The organism is Sphingomonas sp. AAP5, assembly GCF_004354345.1.
Lineage (GTDB): Bacteria > Pseudomonadota > Alphaproteobacteria > Sphingomonadales > Sphingomonadaceae > Sphingomonas > Sphingomonas glacialis.
On record NZ_CP037913.1, the window covers coordinates 2,834,935 to 2,860,615 of the forward strand.

Here is a 25,681-nt window from a genome sequence, read left to right on the forward strand (position 1 = left end):
TCAAATCATTCGGTGAACGGTTCGGTCGCGAACTATCAGCAGATGGTACGACGCGCCGAGCACGTGCAATCCGATAACAGCCAGCAGCACGATCGCGACAGTCTGGTGTACATCGCCAAGCGACCGGCCAAGTGGCGAGCCAGTCGAGGTCAATGGAGGCAGCGGGAACGCGCCAAATAATTTGACCGACCAGCCGCGCGCAGATGCATTCGCCCAGCCCAGCAATGGCAACGCCACCAGAAGCGCATAAAGTAATATATGCGTGACACGCGACACGGCTTACATCGTCGGCGAAAGCGTTATCGGTGCGGAAGGCTCATAGTGCGTTGCCCGCCAAACGACCCTGACCAGAACTACCGCTAGAATCGTGACGCCAACCGACAAATGCCAGGCGATCAGTCCGGTTGGCACCGTGCCGCGGTGGATGTCGGGCATGGTCCAGGCGATGGCAAACTGTGTCACGATCAGCGCGACGGTTAGCCAATGCAGCAACCGCGCGACGCCGTCATACCGCTCGGAACCTGGGACGTTTGGCATCTAAATTCCCTCTGCGAGCGCATTTCGTAATACGAGACAACAGGCCGCGCTGTTGAAGACCAAAACTGATAGGACTCTGTCCGACAATCTGCTTCCAGCCTGCTCGACCAAGCCGGCTTTGGACGATCCGGTGTTTGCGCCAATTCCTAGCCGAGCTGTCTTGATGACGAACGGTTTGGCATCAAGCCAGCTTGACTCGGAAATTAGCCGCTGCGTGAACGGGGCGACCAATAGCGCGGCTGTTCCCAATTAAGGGCCTGAGGTAGCAGCGTTTCTGGAACCTCGACCAATGTCATGGCCTGGTTTGGCAGTTGAAGTATCCGAGCGAGCACCTCTCCCTCGGCAAAGCCATCGGCCGACCTCAACCGTGGATGTCGTAGCGATCGAGCATCATAACCTTGTCCCAGGCCTTTACGAAGTCCCGGACAAAGCGGCCGTGTCCGTCGTGCCCAGCATAGACCTCGGCAACCGCACGGAGCTGGCTGTTCGAGCCGAAGACAAGGTCACACCGCGTAGCCTGGAAACGTGGCGTACCGGTGTCGCGGTCATCGATCGAGAAGGACATGCCCTGCTCGTCAAGCTTCTTCCACTCATACTCCATGCTCGTCAGCACAGTGAAGAAGTCATTCGAGAGCACGCCGACCCGGTCGGTGAAGACGCCGTGCGACGAGCCGTCGTGGTTTGCCCCCATCACGCGCAGACCGCCGACCAGAGCGACCCATTCAGGAGCAGTAAGCGCCAGCAACTGCGCCTTGTCGAGGAACATCCCTTCGGGGGAAACGCCTTGCGCGATCTGCCCGTATTGGTCGTCGACATAATTGCGGAACCCGTCGACCACGGGCTTGAGCCAGGTAAACATTTCGATGTCGGTCAGCTCCTGCGTTGTATCGCGCCGCCCCGGGGTGAACGGGACGGTCACCTCGACGCCGGCCTCGGCGGCGGCCCGCTCGATCGCCACGCAACCGCCCAGCACGATCAGATCGGCGAGCGAAACTCTTATGCCGCCGGACTGCGTGCCGTTGAAGTCCTCCATCACGCCGCGCAGCGCCGCGACCACCGGCACCGTCCGCCGGTTGACCGCCCAGTCCTTCTGCGGGGACAGCGCGAGCCGTCCGCCATTCGCGCCGCCGCGCTTGTCGCTATTGCGGTACGTCGCCGCTGCCGAGAAGGCGGCGAACACCAGATCGGACGACGACATGCCCGTCGCCAGGATCGCCTGCTTCAGCGTGGCCACGTCACCCGCGCCGATCGGGTCATAGTCGAGCGGCGGAATCGGGTCCTGCCAGGCCAAGCTATTCTCGTTGCGCTTCTCGGGCCCGAGATAGCGTTCGCGCGGCCCCATGTCGCGGTGGGTGAGCTTGTACCACGCTTTCGAGAACGCCTGGGTGAACGCGTCGAAATCCTGCAGGAACTTCTCGCACACCGCCCGGAAATCCGGGTCGACCTTGAGCGCGATGTCGCTGGTCATCATCATCAGCGGGTTCATCTTGCCCGGAATGTGCGCGTCCGGCGTCTTCGGCGCATCGGGATCTACCGGCGTCCACTGGATCGCGCCGGCAGGGCTCTTGGTCTGCTCCCATTCGAACTTGAAGAGGTTTTCGAGATAGCTGTTGTCCCACTGCGTCGGATTGGGGGTCCAGCTCCCCTCGATGCCGTTGGTCATCGTATATTCGGCAAAACCGGTGCCGTTCGGGTTCTGCCAACCCATCCCCATCGCCTGGATCGGGGCGATTTCGGGCGGCGGTCCGATCTCATCTGCCTTGGCCATGCCGTGACTCTTGCCAAAGGCGTGACCGCCAGCGATCAACGCGACCGTCTCCTCGTCGTTCATCGCCATGCGCGTGAAGGAGATGCGAATATCGCGCGCAGAGCCCATCGGGTCGCCGTTCGCATATGGGCCTTCGGGATTGACGTAGATCAGCGCCTGATGAGTCGCGGCGAGCGGGTTCTCGAGGTCGTAATCTGCATCACCATTCTGGCCGCGCCAGCGCTTGTCACGCGTCACCATGCTGTCGAATGACGCGATATTCCTGGGATCCCAGACCTCCGGGCCCCAATAGGTGCTCGTGTCGGCCTCCCAAGCGTCGCGCCGACCGCCGGCAAAGCCATAGGTCGGAAAGCCCATGATCTCGAGCGCGACAGTGCCGGTCAGGATCATCAGGTCGCCCCACGACAGCGCGCTGCCGTATTTCTGCTTGATCGGCCAAATCAGCCGGCGTGACTTATCGGTGTTGCCATTGTCCCACCAACTGCTGATTGGCGCGAAGCGTTGCAGCGCCTCACCAGCACCGCCGCGACCGTCCGAGATGCGATACGTGCCGGCGGCATGCCATGCCATGCGGATCATCTGCGGGCCGTAATTGCCGTAATCCGACGGCCACCAAGCAACCGACGAGGTCAGAAATGCCCGGATATCCTGCTTCAGCGCTGCGTAGTCGATGCTGTTGAACGCTGCGGCATAGTCGAAATCGCTCAGCGGATTGGCCTGCGGCCCGTTGCTGTGGAGTTGCTCGACCTTTAGCCGGTCTGGGTACCAGTCGGACAGGGTCGGCGGTGTTCCCAGTGCGCCGCCGACGCGATCACCGCCGAACGGGCATTTGCCCTCCATCTCATGAGTCTGCGTGTTGGTTTTGTCGTTCTTGATATCAAGCATATCACGATCCTTTCGAAGCGGTGAGGCGATGTAGCTGGGAGGGGTGGCTTGGCGGATGATCGGTCGGCCAAGAGCGGTCAGAAGGCTGGCGCGCCCTCATCCGGGATATCCTCCTCGTCCCCTATCGATCGGGGGAAGACGAAGCGGTAGAATATGGCTGCGATCGCGGCACCGACGAACTGGGCGATCATATAGGGAACGGCATCGGTGAACCTCCCGACGCCGATCGCCGGGCCCAGCGTCCGCGCCGGGTTGATCGAGGCGCCGGTAACAGCACCGAAGCTCATGATGCAAAACGCGACGGTCATGCCGATCGCGAATGGTGCAAACTTGCCCGCCGTGCCGCGTAACGCAGTGTTGAGTACGATCGTCATGAGGAAAAACGTCCCGATGGCCTCGAGCACCAAGGCACCGTTGAGCGACGTCAGACTCCCGGTCACGGTCGTCATGCCTAAGCGATGTGGCGCGCCAGCTCCGTAGATTGCCGACAGCGTTAGTCCACCGCAGATCCCCCCGGCAAACTGTGCAATGAACACGGGGATCGCGGCTGCGATCTTTCCTTCGCCAGCAAGGACGACCCCGAGGGTCAGCGCAGGATTAAGGTACGAGTTGCTCTCGTTGCCAAAAGCGTAAGCGAACGCCATGATGACGAAGCCAGGCGCCAGCGCAATGGCGGCGATATTAGGGGGATCCAGCACAGTCACTGCGCCGGCGCCAATAAGATAAGGGCGAAGGTACCAATAAACTCGGCAAGCAATGCTTTGATTAGATGCATAAAAAATCCAATCTGGTACAATCTATACAATGCGAATGCTGATATTGATGCTTAACTCTCTGTCGACACATTATGATCCCACACATTACGTAAACTTAAGTTCATTTTTGAAGCCGGTTTCATCGGACGGTACGTCGGAACATGTGTTCCTGTGCGATCGGCCAGAGGGAAGTCGCTCGTCGGCCTCGTTCGGGAGCGCGACAACGGAGAGGGGTATCTGCGCATTCGCTTGCACGGGTCTGAGGATCACAGCCGTCGATCGCCGACATGGGGGGCGGTCGTTCGTGATCGCCCGTATCTGTCCGCGGGTAGCGTCGCCCGAACCTGCTGCCAAAATGTGACTAAAAGCCAAGCGTTGACGTCCAGCGACGTGGATCCGACTTCGCATCTAACTGTTTGGCGGCGCGACGGTTACGTGGAGACGGAAGTGGCGCGCAGCCGACACGGGGATATTCGCCGTTCTTGGTACACGCATCTACTTTTGAAGTCGCAATAGTAGGTGGATTGGTGGGAGTATCCGTCGAAATGGCATTCCCACGTCGGCGTGTATCGACTTGGACAGGCTGAGCAATGGAACCAGACTGTAGTGTCCGTGCGGCAATCGCTGTCGCATCTAAAGCGACGCTCACAAATACCAGAACAAGAATGTTAATTTTTTTCATAATAACTCCGCTTGCTAGAGTGCGCTGGCGCCGTCCGGCGAAAGGCATGATCGTGACATAACCTGTGGCCATTCAAGTGACGCCGCGCTCTTGCCGACACCCCAGTCCCACGGTCGACGAACCTGAATCAAACATCCTCGTCGAATTTGAAGGGCGGCATCAGGTGTCCGAAACTCGGCGATTCCAGCCCCGGCCGCAGCCAGTCCAGTTCGACTATCTCGCTTAGCTCTCAGCGAGGGCAGTTTTCATTCCCGACTTGCCGTTCGATCCATCTTTCCGGCGAAAGGGTGTCTGGCCTAAAATACGACAGGGCGACTCTATTGCGCCAATTTAACTTGAGTTTAGCCTCTAAATTATCCAGCTATTTTAATGGTTTAATGTGCCGCAGACTTATAATCTCTGCTTCTCGGGTTTGAAGGTAATAGTCGCGCCGTGCGGTATAGGGATCCGGCGAATCACGGAATCCTTCCAGCTTATCGTCGAGACCCGCGCGTTGATCCAACGTACGCCCAACGCTGATTGGTATGACGTAACCAGGCTGATTGAAGGGTTTGCCAAACGCCGTTGGCAACATGGCTCGGTCGAGCAAAGTTCCGATCAGGTCACGAACCGTTGTAGCTCCAATAAGCGGAACGAAAATAAACGCTCCCGGCTTCACACCATAATATCCTAGCGTATCAGCAAAACCGTTCGGGCGACGAGGAAGATGGAACGGTTTCCGGGCTGCTATATCTATTATCCCGGCGATGCCGATGGTTGAGTTTATCGCGAATCGTCCCAGGGTTTCAGCGGCTTTTCCGATTTTCATTTGGAGAATATAATTTACGAATACGACGGGTTCGTGGATATTGCTAAGAGCATTGCTGACGCCCAGTTGAACCGGCTGAGGAACGATTCGCATATAGGTATGTGCGACCGGGCCGATTACGGCCCCATCGACGGCTTGATTAATTGCAAAGGACTTGACGTTAATCGCTTCGATCGGATCTCCGGGCGATCGCGCTCGTCCAGTAACTATAATGTCAGTTTGTCCCAATTCTTCAAAGGGCGGGCTTTGAGACGTCTTTGACGATGGAATCGATTGCTCCTCTCGGGGAACGACCGCAACCCCACTGTCCCCAGTTTGGCCGGCTGCTGGGAAAGGAAGCGATGGAGTAGCGGGGTAAGCAGCCTCAAAAGACGGACTAAGCGTCGCTAATAGGATTGCCACGCCGATGCTCATTGGATCCCCTCCGTTCTGAGCGGGCGTGCTGTTCGCGCTCTGACGGTTCCCAGGAACGTGCCTCGGTCGTCAGAAGTTCGATATGCTAACATACACATTGATTCCTCACGGATTGCTCCATCGGCCACTAGACGGCGACAATGCGAACAAGCCCCAGTCCCGGCGGGGGCTATAAAAAGAAATCGCGCTAAGAGTTGGTAATCACTGGCCTGAAGCGGTGGGATCTGGTCCTTCAGACTGGACCAGACGATAGCGGATGAACCACAAAGGGCGCTCCCACAGTATGGGAGAGGTGCCCTATTGCCCGAATGCGATCATCTTGCGGATAAGCCCGGGGAGATGGCGTCCGGCCCCCCGTCGACCTCCCGTCTGCAGATGCGGGAGTACAGCCCGGCCTACTCGGCTTGGCGGCGAGGCCACGATTTTGCAGCGCGCTCAGCGCGGTTCGGCACCATTGCCAAATGATAAATGTTAAGGCCGAATTGGCGGTGAGCATTATCTTGCTTCACCGCCGTTCCCAGCAGCCGTTCGCCCATATCAGTGAGAAAGGTGGGAAAATCGTCGCGCCAGCGCGCAGCGACGGCAATCCTGTGCCCGCCGCATTGCGTATATCCACTGACCTTCGGATTACGGCAAACGCACCGCGGATCGATAGAGGACCACCCGCCACTTTTGACCAAATGAACAAAGGCGCTGAACATTGGAATTAGACTTCGATCTCATGTGCAGCGAGATTTACGACGCGGGCGTGATCCCCAGGTTTGGCGAGATGATGTTTTATCCGGGCTCCGGCCTCGATCCCATCAATCCTTCTGAATTGGACCAAGAGCTTGGCCGCTACCGGCTTTCCCACGCCATCGGTACGTAGCTCCGCAAAAGGTGCTGGAATGCGACAACAGAGGTGATGAAGCACCAATTCGGTGTGAATTTTGCTGTTGGCGAGATCGTGCTACAGCTTGACGCCTCGAGCCATCCGCCATGCTAGCTCAAACAACGGAAGGTCAGTCGTTTGAGCGAAGGAAGTGTGGACGACGGCAGCGACGGACTTGCGGCTTTATACATCCAGCACCGGGCTGCCCTCGTACGTTTTCTGAATGCCCGAACCAGTAGCGCCGCCGAGGCAGAAGACGTGGTGCAGGAGATGTGGCTCAAAATTGGCTCGGCGCCGTCCGGACCGATCGGCAACGGCCGTGCCTATCTCTACCGCGTTGCCCAGAACCTCGTGCTCGACCGTCTCCGCGCGGGACGACGGCGCGCGGTCCGCGAGCAGGATTGGGCGGATGTGGAGCAGGGCCAGCGCCCCGACGGCCCCGAACCGCACGCAGAGGCAGTCGCCGAAACCGATCTGATCGCGCGCGAGGACGCCGCGCGCCTCGCTGTGGCGATCGACCGGCTGCCCCCCGGCGCCGCCCGCGCGCTCCGCCTGCACAAGCTCGACGGCCTGAGCCATGCCGAGACCGCGGCACGGCTCGGGATCAGCCGCAAGGGCGTCGAAAAGCATATGGCAGTCGCGATGGCGCATCTGAGACGCATGCTCGATGCAGGGGAACTGGGGTGAACGACACGCCGCGCCGTCTTGGCAGTGGAACAGAGAGCGGCGGCAGCGCAGGCTGCGGCGAGGTGATGCAATGAACGAGGATATCACGGAACGCGCGGCACAATGGCACGCGGCGCAGGATGCCGACGACATGGATTGGGACGGCTTTGCCACCTGGCTCGAAGCAGACCCGCGCCACCGCGCCGCGTTCGACCGCATCGCGCTTCTCGATGACGACATCGTGGAGCAACGCGCAACCATCGTCGCGCACCTCGCCGCCCCTGCCCCGGCCCAGCGTGAACCGAGGCGCTGGCGCTGGGCGGTGGTGGCAGGCGGTGCGATGGCGGCCGCGCTGGCCGTCGTCGTAGCGCTGCCCCGGCCCGCCGCCGATATCGCCTGGCAAACCGGCGCGACAGCGCGCACGATTGCCTTGGTCGATGGCAGCAGCGCCACGCTCGCGCCGCGTAGCCGTCTCGTCGCGCAGCACGGCGACCAAACGCAGCTCGCGCTCAACGGTACAGCCTATTTCGATGTGCCGCACCGCGCCGACCGGACGCTGTCGATAACCGCCGGGCGCTACCGCATCAGCGATATCGGGACACGCTTCGATATCGCGGTCGATGGTCCGACGACCCGGATCGCGGTGGCCGAGGGCCAAATCGCCGTGACGGCAGCGGGTCTGGATACGCCGGTCACGCTGGTGCAAGGCCGGGCGCTGCTCGGGCAACAGGGGAGCGTCACGCTAACCAGCATCGCCGCCGAAAGCGTCGGAAGCTGGCGTGGCGGGCAGCTCGTTTATGCCGATGCGCCGCTGGCGCTGGTTGCAAGCGACATCACGCGCTATGCGGGAGCCGAAACGACGGTCGATCCCGCAATCGCCAATCTCCGTTTCTCGGGGGCGTTGAAGATTGGAAAAGGAACGCAAGCTGCGGACGCGTTGGCCACGATCATCGGGCTCGAGGCGCGCCATGCTGGTGCTGGCGTTCGGCTGGAGCGCCGCCGCCACTAGCACGGCGCGCGCGCAGACGCTGCGGCTCGATATTCCGGCAGGAGAAATCGACCGCGCGATCACCGCTCTGGCGCGACAGTCGGGATCCTCAATCGGCGCCGACATTCCGCTGGGTACAACGCTCACGCGCGGCGTCCATGGCCGCATGTCGGTGGCCGCGGCGCTCGCAGACATGCTGCGCGGCACCGGGCTGCGGGCGATCCGCGTCGGTCCGGATCTTTGGCGGATCGAACGCGCGCCGCGCCAGGTCATACGCTCCGTGCGCTCCATTCCCCCACCGGCTGCGCGCGAGCACGCCGAGCAAAGCGACATCGTGGTGACCGCGACCAAGCACCGCGAGACACTGGCATCGGCGGCGACCCCGCTCACGATCGCGTCGCCAGAGCGCCTCGCCAGTGTCGGCGATACGCCCGGCACGCGCGATCTCGCCGCGTCGATCAACGGCCTTTCGGTCACCAATCTCGGTCCCGGGCGCAACCGGTTGTTCATCCGGGGCATCGCCGACAGCCCGTTCGACGGTTTCGGGCAATCGAGCGTCAGCGTCCAGGTCGATGAATCGCGCGTGACCTACGACGCGCCGGACCCCGATCTGCGCCTGATCGACATGGCGCAGGTCGAAGTGCTCAAAGGACCGCAGGGGCCGCTCTACGGCACCGGCGCGCTTGGCGGCGTGTATCGGCTGGTGCCCGCCAAGCCCGACCTCACGCGCGCCAGTGGATCGCTCCGCAGCGGCGGCAGCGCAACGCAAAACGGGAGCGGCGCTGGCGATTTCGACAGCGTTGTCAATCTCCCACTCGTACCCGGCCGGCTCGCCATCCGGTTGGCCGGCTATCGGATCGGGCAAGGCGGCTGGATCGGTTCGACCGACGGAACAAGCGACCTCAATCATGGGCAGACCAGCGGTGGCCGGATCGCGGTGCGCGCCCGGCCATTTGGCGACTGGATCGTCGATCTTCAGGGAATCAACCAAGGATCGTCGGTTGCCGACAGCCAATATGTCGAAGCGCCGCACACACTGACGCGCACCCCGCGGCTACGCGAGCCGCAGGACACCGGGATATCGCTCGTCAGCGTGACGACGAACGGGTCGATCGCCGGGGCTCGGGTCACCGCCGTTGCAAGCGCCACGTCGCAGGAGGTCAACGCCACCTACGATGCGTCGTCCAAGGCCGCATTGCTCGGCGGGACCGCGCCTGCGTCCTATCGCGATGCGCGCACCTATCATGTCTATACCGGCGAGATACGCGCGACCGGCTCGGCCGGACGGTTCGATTGGCTCGGCGGCGCGGCGCTGCTGACCGTGAAAACCGCCGCGACCGGAATGCTGGTCGGCGCGACCACCGTGCCGGTGCTCCGCGTCACCCGCATCGTAAATGAGGCCGCTGTGTTCGGCGAGGTGACTTGGCATCTGTCCGATCGGCTGCGTGTCGGCACCGGTGTCCGCGTCTTCCGGTCTTCGGTCGATGACGAACGGGCGGAGGGCTCCGTAGGCGGCGCCGTCAGCCGTGCGATCGTCCGCGCGAGCCCGAGCGCGACGATCGCTTGGCAGCACGATCCGCGCTTGCTGGTGTTCGCGCGCTATGCCTCCGCGTTGCGTCCCGGTGGGGTCGACACGACGTCGGTCGGCCCTTCGTCGCCGACCTCGTATCAGTCAGACGAATTGCAGGCCTATGACCTCGGGGCCCGCTGGTCGTCGCCCAACGATCGCCTGTCGCTCGATCTCGGGCTGTTCGCATCGGACTGGGCGCATGTCCAGGCCGACTATCTCGCCACCGACGGCCTGATCTCGACGCGCAATGCCGGCGATGCGAGCAATCGCGGGATCGATCTCAGCCTTCAGTGGCGGCCCGCAGGACGCATCTCGCTCTCGGCCGGGACGCTGCTCCAGCACGCGCGGATCAATCCCGGCGCGCTTCCTGGGGTCGAGCCCGACCGCCGGCTCCCGATCATTCCCGACGCCAGCGCGCATGGCGAGGCAAGCTACGCGCTCAGGCTCGGCCGGTGGCAGCTGCGCGCGACCGGGCGCGCAAGCTATATCGGCGAGACGCGGCTCAGTTTCGATCCCGCGCTCGACCGCGAAAGCAGCCCGATCCTGCTGCTTTCGGGATCGCTGAGCGCGGAGATCGCCGCGTGGCAAATCCGCGCCGGTCTCGACAATGCGGGCGATACGCGCGCCGACAGTTTCGCGTTCGGCAATCCGTTCACGGTGACGGCCGCGCCGCAGCGCACCCCCGTCCGTCCGAGGACCGCATCGCTTTCGGTACGCCGAAGTTTCTAGCCCGAACGATTCTCTCGACCGCCCAGGTAGGGTGGCCGGCCAGGCGTGACGTCTCTCGTGCATCGACGAGGTGTTCATGCACGATACGGCCATTCGCTCCCTGATTGCCGACCGCTATGCGGCAGTCCATGCGGCCTTTCCGCCATCCGACTATCCGACCTATCTGAGCGTCGGCCAGCCAGAGGCGCCACAAGCCGTGTTGGGCTTCCGCGCTGCCGACGCCGGCGCGTTGCTGCTCGAGCGCTATATCGACCAGCCGATCGAGCTCATGCTGAGCGAGCGGTTCGGGCGCAGCATCGCGCGCCATCGGATTGCCGAGATCGGCAACCACGCCTCGCACCGCCCCGCCGCGACGATCGCCCTGTGGCGCGAGGCCGCCGCTGCTCTGCAGGGCCAGGCGGACATTGCCGTTGCCGTCCTGACGCAGCCGCTCCGCGCGATGTTCGCGCGGCTCGATCTCCCGATCGTCGTTCTCGCCCCTGCGCGAATCGAGGCCGTGGCGGCCGAGGCCTCGCGCTGGGGCCAATATTACGACTCCGACCCGATGCTGTGCGCCGGTGACGTCGCGCTGTGTCGCGAGAAACTCCTCCGAACCTCGATGCGAAGGACATTTTCGTGAGCGACCTTTGGACGGCGATCCTGCGCCACGCGGAAGAACGACCCGACGCGCTAGCCCTCGACGGCGCCGAACCGATGACATGGGCCGCGTTGGCCACCACGGTGCCTGGCTTGACGGCCTTTGTGTCGGCCGAGTTCGAAGTAGGCCGCCCGATCGCGACGCGCACAGATCATGGCGTAGCAGAATGCCTCCTAGACCTGGCGCTCGTTGAAGCGCGCATTTCAACCATCCCGTTACCGGCATTTTTCACGTCGGCACAGGTCGAGGCGGCACTCGACCACGCCGGCGCGTCGGCGCTGATCAGCGGGCCGGTCGCGCTCGCGGGCGATCCGCAGGGCGGGTTTTCGTTCACCGCCGAGCGGAAAGTGCGCACCGCCGCCCCGCTGCCCAAAGCCACAGCGCGGATCACCTTTTCTTCGGGATCGACCGGCGACCCCAAGGGGATATGCCTGTCGCTCGACCATCTCTCGCAAGTGGCGGGTGCGGTGGTGGCCCAGCTGGGCGCGGATCATGCCGGTCGGCACTTGCCGCTGCTCCCGCCGGGGATTCTGCTCGAGAACGTCGCGGGTTTCTATGCGACGATCCTCGCCGGCGGCACCTATGTCGCCCTGCCGCAAGCGGCGGTCGGCATGGCCGACCCGTTCCGCCCCGATTTCGGCATGATGCTGCGCGCGATCGACGCACACGCGATCACCTCGCTGATCCTGGTGCCCGAATATCTGGCGGGCCTCGTCGCGGCGATGACCGCGAGCGGCGCGCGGTTCCCGCGCCTGACGCTCGTCGCAGTCGGCGGCGCGCGGATCGAGCCCAAGCTGCTCGATGCCGCAGCAGCCGTGGGATTGCCCGTGCGGCAAGGCTATGGCCTGACCGAATGTGCCTCGGTGGTCGCGCTCGATGACGGCGCAGCGGGGTCACGCGGCAGTGTCGGCCGGGCGATCGGCGCGAACACGATCCGCCTTGCCGAGGATGGCGAGATCCTCATCGACGGGCCGATCTATCTCGGCACCGTCGGCGCGCCCCGCCCCCCCGGCGCGCTTGCGACCGGCGATATCGGTCGGATCGATGACGCGGGACGGCTCTGGATCGAGGGCCGCAAATCGGCGCTGATCGTGACGAGCCATGGGCGCAACGTCTCGCCGGAATGGGTCGAAGGCGTGCTGAAGGCCGATCCGGCGATCGCGCAGGTCATGGTCCGCGGCGACGGACGCGCGCTCCTCGACGCGCTGATCGTGCCGGCCGCGCCGGATGCCGATATCGCCACGGCGGTCGCCACGGCGAACCTGACCTTGCCGGCATATGCGCGGGTCGGCGCATGGCAGATCGTGCCGCCGTTCCTGCCCTCCGCGGGATTGCTCACCGGCAACGGTCGGCTCCGCCGCGCCGCGATCGATACGGCCTATCCGTATCGCGACGACGCCGCCGAGCAGCCCTTCTTCGACCGCCTCGTCGCCGAGACGCGCGAGGCGCAAGCGCGCTTCGCGATGACGCCGCAGCTGATCGCGGGGCTGACCGGCCGGATCTCGGTGCTCGATTATATCGCCTATCTCACCCAGGCGTATCATCACGTCCGCCACACCGTCCCGCTGATGCAGGAAGTACGCGCACGGCTCGGTGCCCGCCCGGTGCTCGTGCGCGCGCTCGACGAGTATATCGAGGAGGAGACCGGCCACGAAGAGTGGATCCTCGACGACATCGCCGCCGCCGGGGGCAACCGCGCAGGTGCCGCAGCGAGCGCCCCCTCCCCCGCCACCAAGGCAATGGTCGATCACGCCTATCGCACGATCCGCGAGGGTAACCCGGCGGCGTTCTTCGGCATGGTCTATGTCCTCGAAGGGACGAGTATCGCGATGGCGAGCCACGGCGCAGGCGCGGTGCAAGCGTCGCTCGGGCTGCCCGAAGGGGCGTTCCATTATCTCACATCGCACGGCGCGCTCGACCAGGACCATATGGCGTTCTTCGAACGCCTGATGAACCGGATCGACGATCCCGGCGACCAAGCCGCGATCATCGCGATGGCGCGCGCGATGTTCGGCCTGTTCGGCGGGCTGTTCGCCGGGATCGAACTGGAGGCGATGCGTGTCGCGGCTTGAGGGGAAGCGCGTCGTCCTGACCGGGGCCGCCGGTGGGATCGGGTCGCTCGTGGCCAAACGGCTCCGGTTGGCCGGTGCCTATGTCATCGGCGTAGACCGGGTCGATGCCGTCGCATGCCAGGAATGCCTCGCATGCGACCTGTCCGATCCCGATGCGCTCGAGGCGCTGGCGAGCAAGCTTTCCGCGACCCACGTCGACATTCTCGTGAACCTGGCCGGGCTGCAATATTTCGGCCCGCTCGACGCGCAGGGCGCGACCCGCATCGCGCTCGGCTATGCGGTCAACCTCGTCGCGCCCGCGATCGTGAGCGGCGCCGTGCTGCCGCAGATGATCGCGCGGCGGGACGGTCAGATCGTCAATATCGGATCGGTGATGGGCGCGGTGCCCTATCCCTATTTCACGACCTATTCGAGCGCGAAGGCGGGGCTGAAGGCGTTCAGCCAGGCGCTGCGGCGCGAGGTTGCAGGGCGCAATATCGCGATCACCTATATCGCTCCGCGTGCCGTGCGCACCGCGTTCAACACCGCCGCGATCGAGCGTTTCATGGCGCTGAGCGGGATGGCCGCCGACCGCCCCGAAGACGTTGCCGACACGATCGTCGCGGCGATCGAACGGCGCGCGACGGATGTCTCGATCGGAATGCCCGAACGCGTCTTCACCCAGCTCAATGCCGCGGTGCCACGCCTGATCGACCGCGGTCTCGCCAAGCAAGTCGCGATCGCGCGCACCCTTTTCGTCGAACCATGATCCAGGAGCTTCCCATGCGCCGTCTCGCCGCCGCCTTATGCACGCTGCTCGCCGTCTCGGGCGTGGCGCATGCCAGCAACAACCCGCAGATGGATGCAGCGGTGCAGCGCATCAACGATCAATGGGCGCACATCCGCTACGAAGTTACCGATCGCGACCAGCAATACCGCCAGCTCGATGTCCTCGCCGGACAGGCCGCGCAGGTCGCGGCGCGCTTCCCGGGGCGCGCCGAGCCGTTGCTGTGGCAGGGCATCGTCACCAGCGAGGAGGCGGCGCGCGCGAGCGTGTTCCGTCAACTCGGACTCGCCAAGGCCGCCAAGGGCATCCTCGAGCGCGCGCAGGCGATCGACCCCAACATCGCCGATGGCGGCGTGAAGATGAGCCTGGGCGTGCTCTATTACCGCGTGCCCGGCTTCCCGGTCGGGTTCGGCAGCACTCCCAAGGCGCGAGCGTTGCTCGAGGCCGCGCTGCGGCAGGATCCGCGCGGGCTCGACAACAATTTCTTCTACGCCGACTTTCTGAACGACGAGGGGCATCCCGCCGACGCGAAGGTGTATGCGCAGCGCGCGCTCCAGGCCCCCGTCAACGCCGCGCGCCCGGTATGGGATGCCGGACGCCGCGCGGAGCTGCGCGCCTTGCTGGGCAAGATCGACGCGAAGCTCCGACACGCATGAACGCCTTGGCGTCGGCGCTCGGCCGACAATTGGCACGGCCGCGAGGCCTGGGTGGGCGCGTCGTCGCGCAGGCGATGCGGCTCGCCAACCGTCGCCCGACCGCGCTCGCCATCGCGGCGCTCGACGTGCGGGCGGGCGATGCGGTGCTCGATCTGGGCTGCGGTCCGGGCGATGCCATTGCGGCTTTGCAGGCGGCCGCGGCTGGCGGCGCCGTCCACGGCGTCGATCATGCCGAGGAGATGATTGCACTGGCGAAGCAGCAGCACCCCGAGGCGCGATTTTCGGTAGCGGATTTTGACGCGCTTCCGTTCGCCGACACGCGCTTCGATCGCATCCTGGCCACCAACGTCGCCTATTTTTGGCAGGACGATCAGGCGGTCCTCGCCGAGCTTGCGCGCGTCGTCCGGCCAGGCGGCCGAATCGCGGTCTACGTCACCGAAGCCGCCGCCCTGCGCCGCATCGGGTTGCACGAGACCGGGACGCACCGTCTGTTCACCCCCAAGCAGTTTTCGGAGATGCTCGGCGCCACGGCGACGATCCGCGCGGTCGATGCCGGGTTCGGGGTGCGCGGACTCATCGGTACGATCGATCGATGATCGTTTCGCTGCAGTCGATCCTGTCCCGGCATCGCGGGGTGATCCTCCGAGCAGCGCTGGCACTAAGCTGGTTCAGCGTTGCGATCTTTGCTTTCCGGCAGATGCCTGTCTCAGGGTTCAGGGCGCTGATTGGCGCGTCGCCGAGTTTCTGGTGTGCAGCGGTGGGTTACGTTTTTCTGCATCCGCTCGCCGATCTCGTGATCTTCCGGCGGCTATGGGGAAGACGGGAGGGTATTCTCGGCGTGCTGACCCGCCGCTTCATCAGCAATGAAGTGATGTTCAGCTATTCGGGCGACGTATACCTTTTCGCGTGGGCGCGAGGACAGCGGATCGACGCACCGTTGCACGCGATCAAGGACGTTTCAGTGCTGTCGGCGCTGGTCGGCAATGTCGTGACGATCGGTCTTATCGCGGCATTTGCCCTGGGCCCAGGACTCGCGTCGCTCGGCCTGGGCGCCGCCCATATCTCTCTATCCGTGGCGCTGGTGGTTGTTCCGAGCCTGACGATGATCGGCTTTCGGCGGCGCCTGCTCAAGATGTCGGGACGCGATGCGCTGTTCGTCGGTGGCGTTCATATCGTGCGCGCGGTCGCGATGCTGGCGATGCTGGTACCGCTTTGGCTAGCGGCCGAGCCGACATTGGGGTGGGGCACGTGCTTGCTGTTTCTGACGATCCGCCAGCTGCTCTCGCGCGTCCCGCTGATGCCGGGCAAGGACATGCTGTTCGCCGGCTCTGTCGCCCTGATCGGCAAAGCGGGCGCCGCGGCGACCGTCGCGGCGGCGAGCGGGGCGCTTGGAATTACCGCGACCGAGACGCTGCTCGCCCTTTTCCTGGCGGCCGCGACCCTGCTTCCCGCCGGGCTTAAGATCCGCCGAGTGATTCCCGGCGGATGGCGCGTGCCGCGCCTCAGAGCATCCGCTGGAGGGTTCGATCCCGCACGATGACGCCGTGATAAAGCGCACCCAACACGTGCAGCCCGATAACGACCAGCAATTCGATCGCGACGACCTGATGCAGGTCGCCCAACTGGCGGCCAAGCGGCGACCCGGTCGCGGATAGCGGCGGAAGCGACAAGATGCCGAACAAAGTGACCGGCCAACCGCGCGCCGAGGCATTGGCCCAGCCGAGCAGCGGCAGCGCGACCAGCAGCGCATAGAGCAGCACATGCGTGATCCGCGATACGATCCGCAAGGACGCGGGCAGCGCCACCGGCGCCGGCGGTTCGCGGTGGCTGAGACGCCATAGCGCCCGTACCAGCATCACCGCCAGAATCGCCAGGCCGACCGAAAGATGCCAGGCGATCAACCCAACCGGCTCGGTTCCGCGGCCGATATCAGGCATGGTCCATGCAATCGCGAACTGCACCACCACAAGGCCCACGACCGACCAGTGCAGCAGCCGGGCGACGGCGCTGTATCGCTCCGTGCGGATCGTCTCGTTCATGCGCCATCTCCCATCTTCGTCGTGTGTCTGTCTCGGTCGCCGGGCGCCACCAGAGCCTGCGCGGCCGGGGTTTGCTCAGCATCGACATGAGCTGTCGCGTCTGCCGGAGGCGTCGGTGGGGATTGGATCGCCTTGCCGCGGATATGGTCGATTTCCTGCTGGCGCCGGCGCAGGTAGAAATCACGCGATGTCGCATAGGGATCAGCGACGCCGTCATGCAGGACGTGGAGTTGATCGTCGAATTCCGCGCGGTGATCGAGCGTGCTCAGTACCCCGACCGGCACCGAGAATGCCAATTGATTGAACGGGCTTCCCACCGCCACGGGAAGCACGAAACGGTCGAGCATTCCGCCCGCAAAATCGCGCAGCGTCGTCGGGCCGATCAGCGGCAAATAGAGGAAGGGGCCGTTCTTGATGCCGTAAAACCCGAACGTGTCGGCAAAGCCATTGGGGCGACGGGGCAGCTTGAACGGCCGCCGCTTCGCAACATCCACGAGCCCCCCTACCCCCAGCGTGCTGTTGAGGGCGAAGCGTCCAAGCGTTTCCACGGCCTTGCCTGGCTTTAACTGCAGCAGGTAGTTCACGAACACATTGGGCTCATGCAGATTGTACAGGAAATTGCGCAATCCGCTGCGCACAGGCGGCGGGAGAACTCTCTTATACGCGAGCGCCACCGGCCCGACCAGCGCCCGATCGATCGTCTGTGTCGCCTCGAACGCTTTCGCGTTGACGCCAGCCAAGGGATCGTCTGGTCTCCCCTTCCTGCCCGTCACGACGATGTCGCCCTGGTCCACGCCTGACCGTTTGCTGGAATCGGCCTCGCTTGAAACATTCGATTCAGCAAAGCTGACGTGAATGCCGTCCGGATCGGTCAATCCGGTTTGGTGCCACTCGCCCACGACAGCCACCCCGCCCGCACGAGCGTCTTCACCAATGCCAGCAGGCCCTTGGGTGAAGACCAACGCTGCGGCGAGCAACGCTGCGGTCACGCGCTCGTTCTCGACTGTGTTGCGCTTGCCCGAAGCGGGCTTCCTAACGTGTCTTCCCGGCACTCAACCATGGATACTCTCCGCATTGCATACCAATGACGCCGATTGCCTCTCGCCACCCCAGTGGTCGTGAGCTCGGCGCGCAACGATTCGAAACTTATTTGCCGCAGGCTTCTTCGATCAAAGTGCAGCCATTCGGCTGTCGACCCGGCTTTCCCGCTCTCGGCCGCTCGCTTACCGACATAGCGCAACCAAAAATTCGCACGCCCACTTTACCATTGCTGCTGTAGCGGCTGCGATCACTCGACACCGTTGAGGCATGCGATGGGACACTCGTCGTTAGATCCTGCTTTTCACGAGCTTCGCCCGTGAATAAGGGTCGCGCGCGCGGCCCAAAGCGCGCCCCTAATCCACAGCAGGCATGGGCCACTTGGTTCTAGCTAGATCACAACGCCGCCTTCGAGATCGAGCGCCCTTAGATTTTGTGATCGATTAGCCTAACCTTTCGCGGTTGGGCGATTTCGGTCCGGAAGACCCATATCCCGCCGTCCAGCGTGCCCTTCGCAGCGTCCAGCTTTGGACGCCCGTTCATGTGAAACTGCCCGCTCTCCTGGCAGCCGCGCACGATCGAGACGCGCCGCGCAAGTCGTGTAGTTCGATCATTAGCGCTGCAAATAACAGTTGTCTTGCGCCGGACCATGGCGTGGCGCATCCATGTGATAACTGGTGGGGGCAAGACAATGGTAAGATTAGGCAGGATACTGGCGGGCGCCAGCGCGCTCGCGGTAGCGACAGCAGCCGGAGCGCAGAGCGGTGCACCGACTGACCCGAACGCGATCGAGCGCGCGTTCGACGCGAGCATCAGTTCGCACGACCAGCTCGACTGGCTGAAGACGATGTCGTCGGAACCCAATCATGTCGGCTCCCAGCACGACAAGGCCAACGCCGAGTTCATGCTCGCGAAGTTCAAGGAATGGGGCTGGGACGCGAAGATCGAAATCTTCTCGGTACTTTATCCCACGCCGATTTCGACGACCGTAGAACTCGTCGCGCCCGACAAGATCGTTCTCGGCGGGCAGGAACCGCCGGTCGCTGGCGACGCCACGTCCGCCAACACCGCAAACGCATTGCCGCCTTATGTCGCGTTCCAGGGTGACGGCGATGTCACCGCCGACTTGGTCTATGTCAATTACGGCCTGCCCGACGATTACAAGGCGCTGGCGCGGCGCGGCGTCGAGTTGAAGGGCAAAATCGCGATCGCGCGCTACGGCGTTGGCTGGCGCGGGTTGAAGCCGAAACTGGCGCAGGAACATGGTGCAGTCGGCACGATCATCTATTCCGATCCGGCGGATGACGGTTACGGCGAAGGCGACGTTTATCCCAAGGGAGGCGCGCGCAATGCGCAAAGCGTCCAGCGCGGCTCGGTTGCCGACATGACGGTCTATCCCGGCGATCCGCTGACGCCCGGTATCGGCTCGGTGCCGGGGGCAAAACGCCTATCGCGGGCCGATGCGCAGACGATCCTGAAAATCCCCGTGCTGCCGATGTCTTACGGCGATGCCCAAAAGCTGCTGCAGCGGCTCGGCGGGCCGATTTCGCCGGCGTCGTTCCGTGGGGGGCTGCCGATCACCTACCATCTGGGCGGAGACGGAGCGGTCAAGGTGCATCTCGCGGTCAAGTCCGACTGGTCGCAAAAGCCGGTCTACAACGTCGTCGCTACGTTGAGGGGGGCGGTCTATCCCGACCAATGGGTGCTGCGCGGCAACCATCATGACGGCTGGGTGTTCGGCGCGTCCGATCCGCTGTCGGGCAATGTGGCGATGATGTCGGAGGCCAAGGCGCTCGGCGCGCTATGGGCGCAAGGCTGGCGGCCGGCGCGGACGATCGTCTATACCGGCTGGGACGCCGAGGAGCCGATGCTACTCGGTTCGACCGAATGGGCCGAACAGCATGCCGCGGAATTGAAGGCCAAGGGCGTCATCTACATTAACACCGACGGCAATGGCCGCGGGTTCCTGCAAGCGGAGGGCAGCCACGATTTCCAGCATCTCGTCAACGGCGTTGCCGCCGACGTGATCGACCCCGAAACGGGCGCAACCGTTGCTGCACGGCGCGCCGCAGCAATCCGCGTCGGGGCGTATGATAAGACCGGACGGCTCGACGACGTCGCGCTTGCTGCGGCCGAGAAAGGTGGCGATTTCCCGCTCGGCGCGCTCGGGTCGGGGTCGGATTACTCCGCCTTTCTCCAGCATCTCGGGCTACCCGCGCTAAACATAAGCTTCGGCGGCGAGGATGAGAGCGGCGGGGTCTATCATTCGATCTACGATAGTTATCACCACATGACGACGTTCGACGACCCGGGCCTGAAATACGGCGCTGCGCTGTCGAAGACAGTCGGACGGATGGTGCTGCGCGTTGCCGATGCCGATACCCCGCCGCAGCGCTTCGGCGACTTCGCGACGACCGTTGCGACGTATATGACCGAAATCAAGAAGCTCGCCGAGGACCGCCGTGCCCAGGATCGAAACCGCGAGAAACTGGTTGAGGACGGGGCTTTCCGTCTGGCATCCGATCCGCTCAAACCGGTGTCGGCCCCGACGTTCGAAGCCCGCACGCCCTTCATCGAACTGGCCGTGCTGGAGGATGCCGTCGACAAATTGCAAGGCGCAGCCACGCGCTACGACGCCGCTTACGCCGAAAAGGGCGGAAAGCTCGATCCCGCGCGCCGGATGAAGCTCAACGCGCAAGTCCGGGATATCGACCAGCTGTTGCTCGACGAGCGCGGACTTCCCGGTCGGCCTTGGTACAAGAACCTCGTCTACGCCCCGGGCCGCTTCACCGGCTATGGCGCGAAGACACTACCGGGCGTGCGGGAGGCGATCGAGGAGCGGCGTTTCGACGACGCAAATGTCTATGCCGCACGCACCGCCAAAGTGCTGTCGGACTATGCTGCAAGGCTGGTTGGGGCGCGGGGAACGATCGAAGGAAACTAACGAGCCGCATTACCAGCCTGTTGGAATTTTGACCCAAATGCGGTCACTTAACGCGCCCTCACCGGCTCCCAATTTTTGACGTTCATTCAGCCTCCTACGCATCGTGGACAAAGGTTGACCTGAGCCTCGCGGATTGATTCAAGGCTGTCTTTTGGAGGCGGCGTTGGGCGAGCGGATCGGGGTTTCGGACCAAGAGTGGGCGCTGATCGGGCCGCTGCTTCCACCCGAACATGGCCGCGGATGTAGGCCTGCAGGCGACAACCGGCGCTATTTCGAAGGCATGATGTGGATGGCTCGCTCAAGGCCGCCATCACAGCGTCACGGTCACACGTTATCAAGCGATCAGGAGACCAGACGATGCGCTCGATTAGCCCGATGTTCGATGACGCCGTGATAGACTGCGTCGCAAGCGGCCGTGCACCTACCGTCCAGGAGCTGTTCCATGTTGCGGAGCTCATCTGGGCTGAGGGTGCGCCCGATCGATCGGCGTTTCGCTGGGACTGCCTAGCGCCAACCGACCCCGCAAAGCTGACGTCGCTGCGTGCAGCGCAGGCAGCGCTACTGGGATCCTGACCGATCAACGAACCTGAAACACCGTGGTTTTTGTCGACAATCTTTGGGAGCTTCAGCTTTGGTCGCTGAGGGGCGTTGGGATCGGCCGGTGCAGCACGCGGCGGAGGCATGCGACCAAGACCTTTTTCTACGCGCGCCGCTACAACGCTAGCCGAGGCTCAGTGCTTCGCCGCTATGCGGTCCGTCCAAGGCAATCCTGCAGTGCCCGCTACTGTTGATCGAACTTCGCCGGATTATCTACGCGCAGCCGCTCGAGATTGAGGCGCTTCCAGCGCAGCGCCGGCAGCTCCGCGATCGTGGAATCGAAGCGGAGCGCATCCCAATCGGGCGTGAGGTGATGGAAAGAGGTGAGGAAGTGGCGATTTGCTCCCTGCCTCGCGCGGCCGAGGATCTCGCGCACCAGTTGTTCCCGCGCCTCCAAAAGGGAATCGAGGGACAGGTCCGCGACGGTCATGCCGAGAAACTCGTCGCTATATTGGGCGCTGATATCGAGCCGGTGTGGGCAAAGCAGTTCGTGCGCGGGACGGGGATGGCTGACGAGATAGATCAGGAAGGCCTTAAAGAGATCGTCGCTGATCCCTTCGTTGGCGAACAGGAAGTGGATGTCGAACAGGTCGCGGGGGTGCTGGCGATCGAGCGCGGCCGCGATCTTCCCGGCATAGAGGTCGGCCTCGGACACGAGCTGCATCTCGGCGAAGCCGAAGCGCTCCTCCACCGCGGCGTTCACGGATCTCAGCACCGGCGGGAACACCGTGCCCCGCAATACCGGCGATACCTCGATCTTGATGGTCACGCCGTCGGACTGGACCACAAGGCGCTTGCCGTCGGGAAGGAGCCGCCGTTCGACGGCCGTGCGCCCGTCTCGTTCGAGCCGTGACGCGATCCGGTCGAGACCATCGTGGACTGCCTGCAGCGAGCTGTCGCGATCGGCGACGGGCAGATAGACGAGATCGATATCGACCGACAGGCGCGGCAGGTCACGCACGAACAGGTTGATCGCGGTCCCGCCCTTCAACGCGAAGATGTCTTCGCGCGCGATCTCGGGGATGGCGCGGACGAGCAAGCTGACCTGATCGACATATCGCTGCGCGGTCATTGGGCCGTTTCCCCTGCTTTGGCGGTGAATGTCGCCGGCACCGTTATCTGGTAGTGAGGGTCCAAGCGCCCGCCCGGGACAAGTTGCCGCTTGCCGCGACCCAGATCGATATGTTGGCGATCGATATGCTTCGCCCAGCCATGGTCGTGGCGATCAGCGAAGAACAGAAACAACCGCTTGGCCCGGATGCTCTTGCATCCTTCAAGCAGGCTGGTCAGGAGCCTCGGCCGCAACGTCGTCAGGCCTTCGAAGATCGTGTCGACATGCTCGAAGCTCAGGCTTTGGGGCACGTCTTCCATCATCTCGATGGTTGCCCGCTCGGCACCCGCTACCGCCAAGAAATGGTCCCAAGGTTCACTCGCGTCTGGCGACGGCACGGCAGCACCGAGGCGCGTTGTCCCCAGATCGAGCCGATGCCATTCGACTCCAAGCGACGGATTCGAGAACAGCGCGCGGTTGTGAAGGACTACCATCGCGTCGGTCGGGAGCTTCGGCAGCCAGGAGGGAACCGCGCCTTCCGGATCATAGAGATGGACCGTCCGATCGCCGCTGAGACGGGCGAAATGCCCCAGCCCGTGGAGTTCGAGTGCGGTCACGCCGCCGACATAGAATGATGCAGATCCAATCCGTTGCGCTGACATCACTGCCATGTCCCAGCGCAAGCTTGTTGCCCCGCCAGCCGGGGTCGCACGTCGGTAGACGCGCGGCGCGACGCGTTCGAGCCAGCCCCGCTGGACATAATCATGGATCGATGTCCTCGAGATACCTTGCGCCTGCAACCACGCGGAATCGACCATCAGCCCGGGGGCTAGGTTGATGAAAAGCTGGTTTAATGGTTGGCGCTTTCGTTCGTTCATGACGAACTATTTGAATGATTTGCGAACCGGTGGCAATGCGCAGTTTACGGTAGGTCAAATATGTTCGCCCTATACGAAAGAACGGTAGGTTTCTCAAACCAACCTCCGCGCCTGCATCAGCGCGATCGGCTGCGCTCGGGCGGCTTGTGATCCCGGCCTTGCCGAACAAGGCCGTCCTCCCGCAGGCGGGCCACGCTGACAACTACCTCGCAGCACTCGGCATCCTGCTGACGAGCGTCTACTTGGCCAGACTGATATTCCGGCCGAAGCGGCTGATCTTGGGAATCGGCGTGGATTCAATCGCGGTCCTAATCCTCTACGTCTTGGGAACCGCGGGTCTCTTTCTGGTGGCGACGCGCTGACGGCAATTGATCACTAGCCGGAAAACAAGCGGGGTGCCCTTGGCTGAATTGCCAGGCCTTTCCCAGCGGTGGCGCAATTCGTCCGCGGGCTGCCGGGGTAACTGCCCCTTAATAAGGTTCAGTTATCGCCGGGTCAGCTGCCGCGGACAATCTGACGGAGACGAAATGCCAGCCCCCACGCCGGAAACCGAATCATCGCCCTCGTTGTGCTTGCGATGCGACGGACAATTGACTCGCGGCCACCTGCGCATCGAGCAGCAGCCGTTTCCAGTGGAATGGGTAATCGAGGTTGCCGAGTTGAACGGGCCAGGGGGCCGCAACGTCTATGGCTGGGGCGCGAAAGCTGAGCGATCAAGCGATCAGCGCCGCCTCGTCGAGGAAAGCCGCAGCCTCGTGACCGCAATGCGGTGCACAGAATGCGGCATGATCGAGCTTCGAACTTCCTAAATCACATTACCTAACTGAATATCTTGCAGGGCCCGGGGTTCGCGCGGCCGTCAGGTCACTACAAACAATTTACAGCTTCGAGATGATCTCGTCGCCCATGATCTGCTGCGCCTTCGTGCCATGCGGCACGCTGAAATCGTTCGCCAGTTCGGTCACAACCTGGTTGACGACGCTGATCTCGGCGCTCGCCTTTCGGAGTCGAGCGTAGGTCATCTCGTCGCAAATTGCATCCCGAGCAGTTCAAGTTCGATATGGCGACGCTTTTCGCCCTATTGCGCGACCGCCAGATCCACCCGGTCGTTGTCGATCGGTTGCCGCTTTCCGCCGCGAGAGCAGTTAACGAGCGCATCGAGAAAGGCGGCCTTGGTGGCAAGATTGTCCTGCACCCTTGGAACACCGCTGAAGTGATGGGGTGATGCACAGTCTCATCGGCACCCTCCTCAGCGTCACCTTGCTGTTCGCCAGCATCGGGACAGGTGGTATGGGAGCGTGAAGGACCGGACGCCAGTTTCCTGACCCCGGCGGCCTTCGCCGCGATCGCGCTTGTTTTGGTCGCCCGTTATGGGAGCCAGGTCAGACCGCTACACACTCCCGGTCAGCCGAAGGCAAGGGAACAACCTTTCTCCGAGCGGCATCCTAAGGCTTGCGGACCACGACCTTCAGAAATGTTGCTGGGATGACCGTGTCGTCGGCACCGCCCTGGTTCTGCGCATCGAACAGAGCGACAAGTTCGTCACGGAGGGCTCCCGACCGACCGTCCTGTTCCGCAGCCGCGAAGGCGTTCATGGTCGGGCCGTAGAAGAGGCGAAAGGCATCGACGAGCTCATCGGGCGGTCCCGGATGGCGGAAAACATATGTCGCGCGCTCGCAGGTGATGCGATCGTCGGAAATTCCTGCGGCACCGAACCGTTCCCGCACATTGGCTTCGACGCCCCAGGTCACGGGGCTGACGAAGCCCTCTGGCGGCGGCGGCGTGTACGCCGCGCTGATCTTTAGAATTTGCGCGACTAGCGTCGGGTCGCCTGGGATCCAGTTCCCCATGACGATGCGGCCGCCGGGCTTGGTCACGCGCACCATCTCGCGTGCAACGTCCATCGGTCGCGGGGCGAACATTGCGCCGAAGATACTCACGACCAGATCGAAGCGTTCGTTCGCCATGCCGTCCAGATTGGAGGCGTCGCCTTCCTGGAACTGAAGGTTCGCGAGGCCCGCAAAGGCCGCGCGGGCGCTGCCAGCGGCGACGAGGTTGCTCGCGATGTCCACGCCGAGCACGTTCGCTCCCATTTCCGCGGCTGGGAGCGCGGTGGTGCCGTCTCCGCAGCCGAGATCGAGAACCTCGGTGCCGGTGGTCACGCCCAGACTTCGAACCAGTTCCGACCCGCTGTCGCGCATCGTCGCCGCGATTCGGGTGAAGTCACCCTTCTCCCATAGTGCCTTATTCGGATTCATCGCCGTGTCTCCCAACATGCAGAAACCCATAGCACGATCCCCAAATTGATGCACCGCGACGACGGGCTGTCA

25 protein-coding genes and 1 pseudogene are annotated in these 25,681 nt (G+C 63.5%); 14 read left to right on the forward strand and 12 right to left on the reverse strand.

All coding sequences use genetic code 11. From position 1 onward, the window contains the following. The 6 genes and pseudogenes from E2E30_RS13130 to E2E30_RS13155 all read right to left on the reverse strand — a co-directional run bounded on the left by E2E30_RS13130 (position 1) and on the right by E2E30_RS13155 (position 6,550). Positions 1 to 537, reverse strand: a pseudogene (locus E2E30_RS13130) (cytochrome b). 361 nt (positions 538 to 898) lie between these two features. After that, positions 899 to 3,190 (reverse strand): catalase/peroxidase HPI, encoded by a 2,292-nt coding sequence (gene katG, locus E2E30_RS13135; protein WP_133190496.1) that lies wholly within the window; start codon positions 3,188 to 3,190, stop codon positions 899 to 901. A 77-nt stretch (positions 3,191 to 3,267) separates the two neighbouring features. Then, complete coding sequence (locus tag E2E30_RS13140; RefSeq protein WP_240698927.1) at positions 3,268 to 3,894, reverse strand: MIP/aquaporin family protein; 627 nt, start codon at positions 3,892 to 3,894, stop codon at positions 3,268 to 3,270. A gap of 412 nt (positions 3,895 to 4,306) precedes the next feature. Further along, positions 4,307 to 4,699, reverse strand: a complete 393-nt coding sequence (locus tag E2E30_RS13145; protein WP_133190498.1) for a hypothetical protein — start codon at positions 4,697 to 4,699, stop codon at positions 4,307 to 4,309. A gap of 289 nt (positions 4,700 to 4,988) precedes the next feature. Continuing rightward, positions 4,989 to 5,849: an MlaA family lipoprotein gene (locus tag E2E30_RS13150; RefSeq protein ID WP_133190500.1), complete on the reverse strand. Its 861-nt coding sequence runs from the start codon at positions 5,847 to 5,849 to the stop codon at positions 4,989 to 4,991. 395 nt (positions 5,850 to 6,244) lie between these two features. After that, on the reverse strand, positions 6,245 to 6,550 hold the full coding sequence (locus tag E2E30_RS13155) for a hypothetical protein (protein WP_133190502.1): 306 nt from the start codon (positions 6,548 to 6,550) through the stop codon (positions 6,245 to 6,247). Between E2E30_RS13155 and E2E30_RS20785 the strand changes: the two genes are divergently transcribed. The 10 genes from E2E30_RS20785 (at position 6,550) to E2E30_RS13200 (ending at position 16,344) form a co-directional block, all read left to right on the forward strand. Beyond that, the gene (locus tag E2E30_RS20785) at positions 6,550 to 6,717 is read left to right on the forward strand and encodes a hypothetical protein (RefSeq protein WP_165954518.1); all 168 of its coding nucleotides are present in this window, start codon (positions 6,550 to 6,552) and stop codon (positions 6,715 to 6,717) included. The two genes, E2E30_RS13155 and E2E30_RS20785, sit on opposite strands and share 1 nt — an antisense overlap. Positions 6,718 to 6,873: 156 nt before the next feature. Next, a complete protein-coding gene (locus E2E30_RS13160; RefSeq protein ID WP_240698928.1) occupies positions 6,874 to 7,407 on the forward strand; it encodes an RNA polymerase sigma factor in 534 nt (177 codons plus the stop codon). A 70-nt stretch (positions 7,408 to 7,477) separates the two neighbouring features. After that, positions 7,478 to 8,395: a FecR family protein gene (locus E2E30_RS13165; RefSeq protein ID WP_133190506.1), complete on the forward strand. Its 918-nt coding sequence runs from the start codon at positions 7,478 to 7,480 to the stop codon at positions 8,393 to 8,395. Next, positions 8,355 to 10,673 (forward strand): TonB-dependent receptor domain-containing protein, encoded by a 2,319-nt coding sequence (locus tag E2E30_RS13170; protein WP_133190508.1) that lies wholly within the window; start codon positions 8,355 to 8,357, stop codon positions 10,671 to 10,673. Before E2E30_RS13165 ends, E2E30_RS13170 begins: the two co-directional genes overlap by 41 nt. A gap of 76 nt (positions 10,674 to 10,749) precedes the next feature. Continuing rightward, entirely contained in the window at positions 10,750 to 11,292 is a 543-nt protein-coding gene (locus tag E2E30_RS13175) for a thermostable hemolysin (protein WP_133190510.1), read from the forward strand. Beyond that, entirely contained in the window at positions 11,289 to 13,382 is a 2,094-nt protein-coding gene (locus E2E30_RS13180) for an AMP-binding protein (protein ID WP_133190512.1), read from the forward strand. The genes E2E30_RS13175 and E2E30_RS13180 overlap by 4 nt, the downstream gene beginning before the upstream one ends. Next, positions 13,369 to 14,130: an SDR family NAD(P)-dependent oxidoreductase gene (locus tag E2E30_RS13185; protein ID WP_133190514.1), complete on the forward strand. Its 762-nt coding sequence runs from the start codon at positions 13,369 to 13,371 to the stop codon at positions 14,128 to 14,130. Before E2E30_RS13180 ends, E2E30_RS13185 begins: the two co-directional genes overlap by 14 nt. Before the next feature lie 14 nt (positions 14,131 to 14,144). After that, positions 14,145 to 14,804 carry a hypothetical protein gene (locus tag E2E30_RS13190; protein WP_133190516.1) on the forward strand — a complete coding sequence of 220 codons (660 nt, stop codon included), beginning with the start codon at positions 14,145 to 14,147 and terminating at the stop codon, positions 14,802 to 14,804. After that, positions 14,801 to 15,400 (forward strand): class I SAM-dependent methyltransferase, encoded by a 600-nt coding sequence (locus E2E30_RS13195; RefSeq protein ID WP_133190518.1) that lies wholly within the window; start codon positions 14,801 to 14,803, stop codon positions 15,398 to 15,400. Before E2E30_RS13190 ends, E2E30_RS13195 begins: the two co-directional genes overlap by 4 nt. Further along, positions 15,397 to 16,344 (forward strand): hypothetical protein, encoded by a 948-nt coding sequence (locus E2E30_RS13200; protein WP_133190520.1) that lies wholly within the window; start codon positions 15,397 to 15,399, stop codon positions 16,342 to 16,344. Before E2E30_RS13195 ends, E2E30_RS13200 begins: the two co-directional genes overlap by 4 nt. Here E2E30_RS13200 and E2E30_RS13205 read toward each other — a convergent pair. Further along, complete coding sequence (locus tag E2E30_RS13205; protein WP_133190522.1) at positions 16,307 to 16,843, reverse strand: cytochrome b; 537 nt, start codon at positions 16,841 to 16,843, stop codon at positions 16,307 to 16,309. The two genes, E2E30_RS13200 and E2E30_RS13205, sit on opposite strands and share 38 nt — an antisense overlap. Then, entirely contained in the window at positions 16,840 to 17,832 is a 993-nt protein-coding gene (locus tag E2E30_RS13210; protein WP_240698929.1) for an MlaA family lipoprotein, read from the reverse strand. The genes E2E30_RS13205 and E2E30_RS13210 overlap by 4 nt, the downstream gene beginning before the upstream one ends. Before the next feature lie 740 nt (positions 17,833 to 18,572). Between E2E30_RS13210 and E2E30_RS13215 the strand changes: the two genes are divergently transcribed. Continuing rightward, positions 18,573 to 20,825 carry a transferrin receptor-like dimerization domain-containing protein gene (locus tag E2E30_RS13215; RefSeq protein ID WP_133190524.1) on the forward strand — a complete coding sequence of 751 codons (2,253 nt, stop codon included), beginning with the start codon at positions 18,573 to 18,575 and terminating at the stop codon, positions 20,823 to 20,825. Between the two features lie 781 nt (positions 20,826 to 21,606). On the opposite strand, the gene E2E30_RS13230 is transcribed toward E2E30_RS13215, so the two are convergent. Both E2E30_RS13230 and E2E30_RS13235 read right to left on the reverse strand, forming a co-directional pair. After that, complete coding sequence (locus E2E30_RS13230) at positions 21,607 to 22,494, reverse strand: nucleotidyl transferase AbiEii/AbiGii toxin family protein (protein WP_133190530.1); 888 nt, start codon at positions 22,492 to 22,494, stop codon at positions 21,607 to 21,609. Further along, complete coding sequence (locus E2E30_RS13235; RefSeq protein ID WP_133190532.1) at positions 22,491 to 23,351, reverse strand: type IV toxin-antitoxin system AbiEi family antitoxin; 861 nt, start codon at positions 23,349 to 23,351, stop codon at positions 22,491 to 22,493. The genes E2E30_RS13230 and E2E30_RS13235 overlap by 4 nt, the downstream gene beginning before the upstream one ends. Before the next feature lie 158 nt (positions 23,352 to 23,509). Between E2E30_RS13235 and E2E30_RS13240 the strand changes: the two genes are divergently transcribed. Both E2E30_RS13240 and E2E30_RS13245 read left to right on the forward strand, forming a co-directional pair. Beyond that, positions 23,510 to 23,713, forward strand: a complete 204-nt coding sequence (locus tag E2E30_RS13240) for a hypothetical protein (protein WP_165954519.1) — start codon at positions 23,510 to 23,512, stop codon at positions 23,711 to 23,713. A 165-nt stretch (positions 23,714 to 23,878) separates the two neighbouring features. Further along, positions 23,879 to 24,160, forward strand: coding sequence for a hypothetical protein (locus E2E30_RS13245; protein WP_133190536.1), 282 nt, complete (start codon positions 23,879 to 23,881; stop codon positions 24,158 to 24,160). Between the two features lie 69 nt (positions 24,161 to 24,229). Here the strand turns inward: E2E30_RS13245 and E2E30_RS20790 are convergent, their stop codons facing one another. Continuing rightward, a complete protein-coding gene (locus E2E30_RS20790; RefSeq protein WP_165954520.1) occupies positions 24,230 to 24,373 on the reverse strand; it encodes a hypothetical protein in 144 nt (47 codons plus the stop codon). A gap of 38 nt (positions 24,374 to 24,411) precedes the next feature. On the opposite strand from E2E30_RS20790, the gene E2E30_RS20795 reads away from it, so the two are divergent. Beyond that, positions 24,412 to 24,576, forward strand: coding sequence for a hypothetical protein (locus E2E30_RS20795; protein ID WP_165954521.1), 165 nt, complete (start codon positions 24,412 to 24,414; stop codon positions 24,574 to 24,576). Positions 24,577 to 24,796: 220 nt separating this feature from the next. Here E2E30_RS20795 and E2E30_RS13250 read toward each other — a convergent pair whose 3' ends face one another. Continuing rightward, positions 24,797 to 25,627 carry a class I SAM-dependent methyltransferase gene (locus E2E30_RS13250; protein WP_240698930.1) on the reverse strand — a complete coding sequence of 277 codons (831 nt, stop codon included), beginning with the start codon at positions 25,625 to 25,627 and terminating at the stop codon, positions 24,797 to 24,799. Positions 25,628 to 25,681: the final 54 nt, after the last annotated feature.

Coding starts and splice junctions, on each gene's coding strand:
- katG (WP_133190496.1), bottom strand. CDS start 3,190: ATGCTTGATATCAAGAACGACAAAACCAACACGCAGACTCATGAGATG.
- E2E30_RS13145 (WP_133190498.1), bottom strand. CDS start 4,699: ATGGCCACAGGTTATGTCACGATCATGCCTTTCGCCGGACGGCGCCAG.
- E2E30_RS13150 (WP_133190500.1), bottom strand. CDS start 5,849: ATGAGCATCGGCGTGGCAATCCTATTAGCGACGCTTAGTCCGTCTTTT.
- E2E30_RS13155 (WP_133190502.1), bottom strand. CDS start 6,550: ATGTTCAGCGCCTTTGTTCATTTGGTCAAAAGTGGCGGGTGGTCCTCT.
- E2E30_RS13165 (WP_133190506.1), top strand. CDS start 7,478: ATGAACGAGGATATCACGGAACGCGCGGCACAATGGCACGCGGCGCAG.
- E2E30_RS13170 (WP_133190508.1), top strand. CDS start 8,355: ATGCTGGTGCTGGCGTTCGGCTGGAGCGCCGCCGCCACTAGCACGGCG.
- E2E30_RS13175 (WP_133190510.1), top strand. CDS start 10,750: ATGCACGATACGGCCATTCGCTCCCTGATTGCCGACCGCTATGCGGCA.
- E2E30_RS13190 (WP_133190516.1), top strand. CDS start 14,145: ATGCGCCGTCTCGCCGCCGCCTTATGCACGCTGCTCGCCGTCTCGGGC.
- E2E30_RS13195 (WP_133190518.1), top strand. CDS start 14,801: ATGAACGCCTTGGCGTCGGCGCTCGGCCGACAATTGGCACGGCCGCGA.
- E2E30_RS13200 (WP_133190520.1), top strand. CDS start 15,397: ATGATCGTTTCGCTGCAGTCGATCCTGTCCCGGCATCGCGGGGTGATC.
- E2E30_RS13205 (WP_133190522.1), bottom strand. CDS start 16,843: ATGAACGAGACGATCCGCACGGAGCGATACAGCGCCGTCGCCCGGCTG.
- E2E30_RS13215 (WP_133190524.1), top strand. CDS start 18,573: ATGGTAAGATTAGGCAGGATACTGGCGGGCGCCAGCGCGCTCGCGGTA.
- E2E30_RS13230 (WP_133190530.1), bottom strand. CDS start 22,494: ATGACCGCGCAGCGATATGTCGATCAGGTCAGCTTGCTCGTCCGCGCC.
- E2E30_RS13235 (WP_133190532.1), bottom strand. CDS start 23,351: ATGAACGAACGAAAGCGCCAACCATTAAACCAGCTTTTCATCAACCTA.
- E2E30_RS13245 (WP_133190536.1), top strand. CDS start 23,879: ATGCCAGCCCCCACGCCGGAAACCGAATCATCGCCCTCGTTGTGCTTG.
- E2E30_RS20790 (WP_165954520.1), bottom strand. CDS start 24,373: ATGACCTACGCTCGACTCCGAAAGGCGAGCGCCGAGATCAGCGTCGTC.
- E2E30_RS20795 (WP_165954521.1), top strand. CDS start 24,412: ATGGCGACGCTTTTCGCCCTATTGCGCGACCGCCAGATCCACCCGGTC.
- E2E30_RS13250 (WP_240698930.1), bottom strand. CDS start 25,627: ATGTTGGGAGACACGGCGATGAATCCGAATAAGGCACTATGGGAGAAG.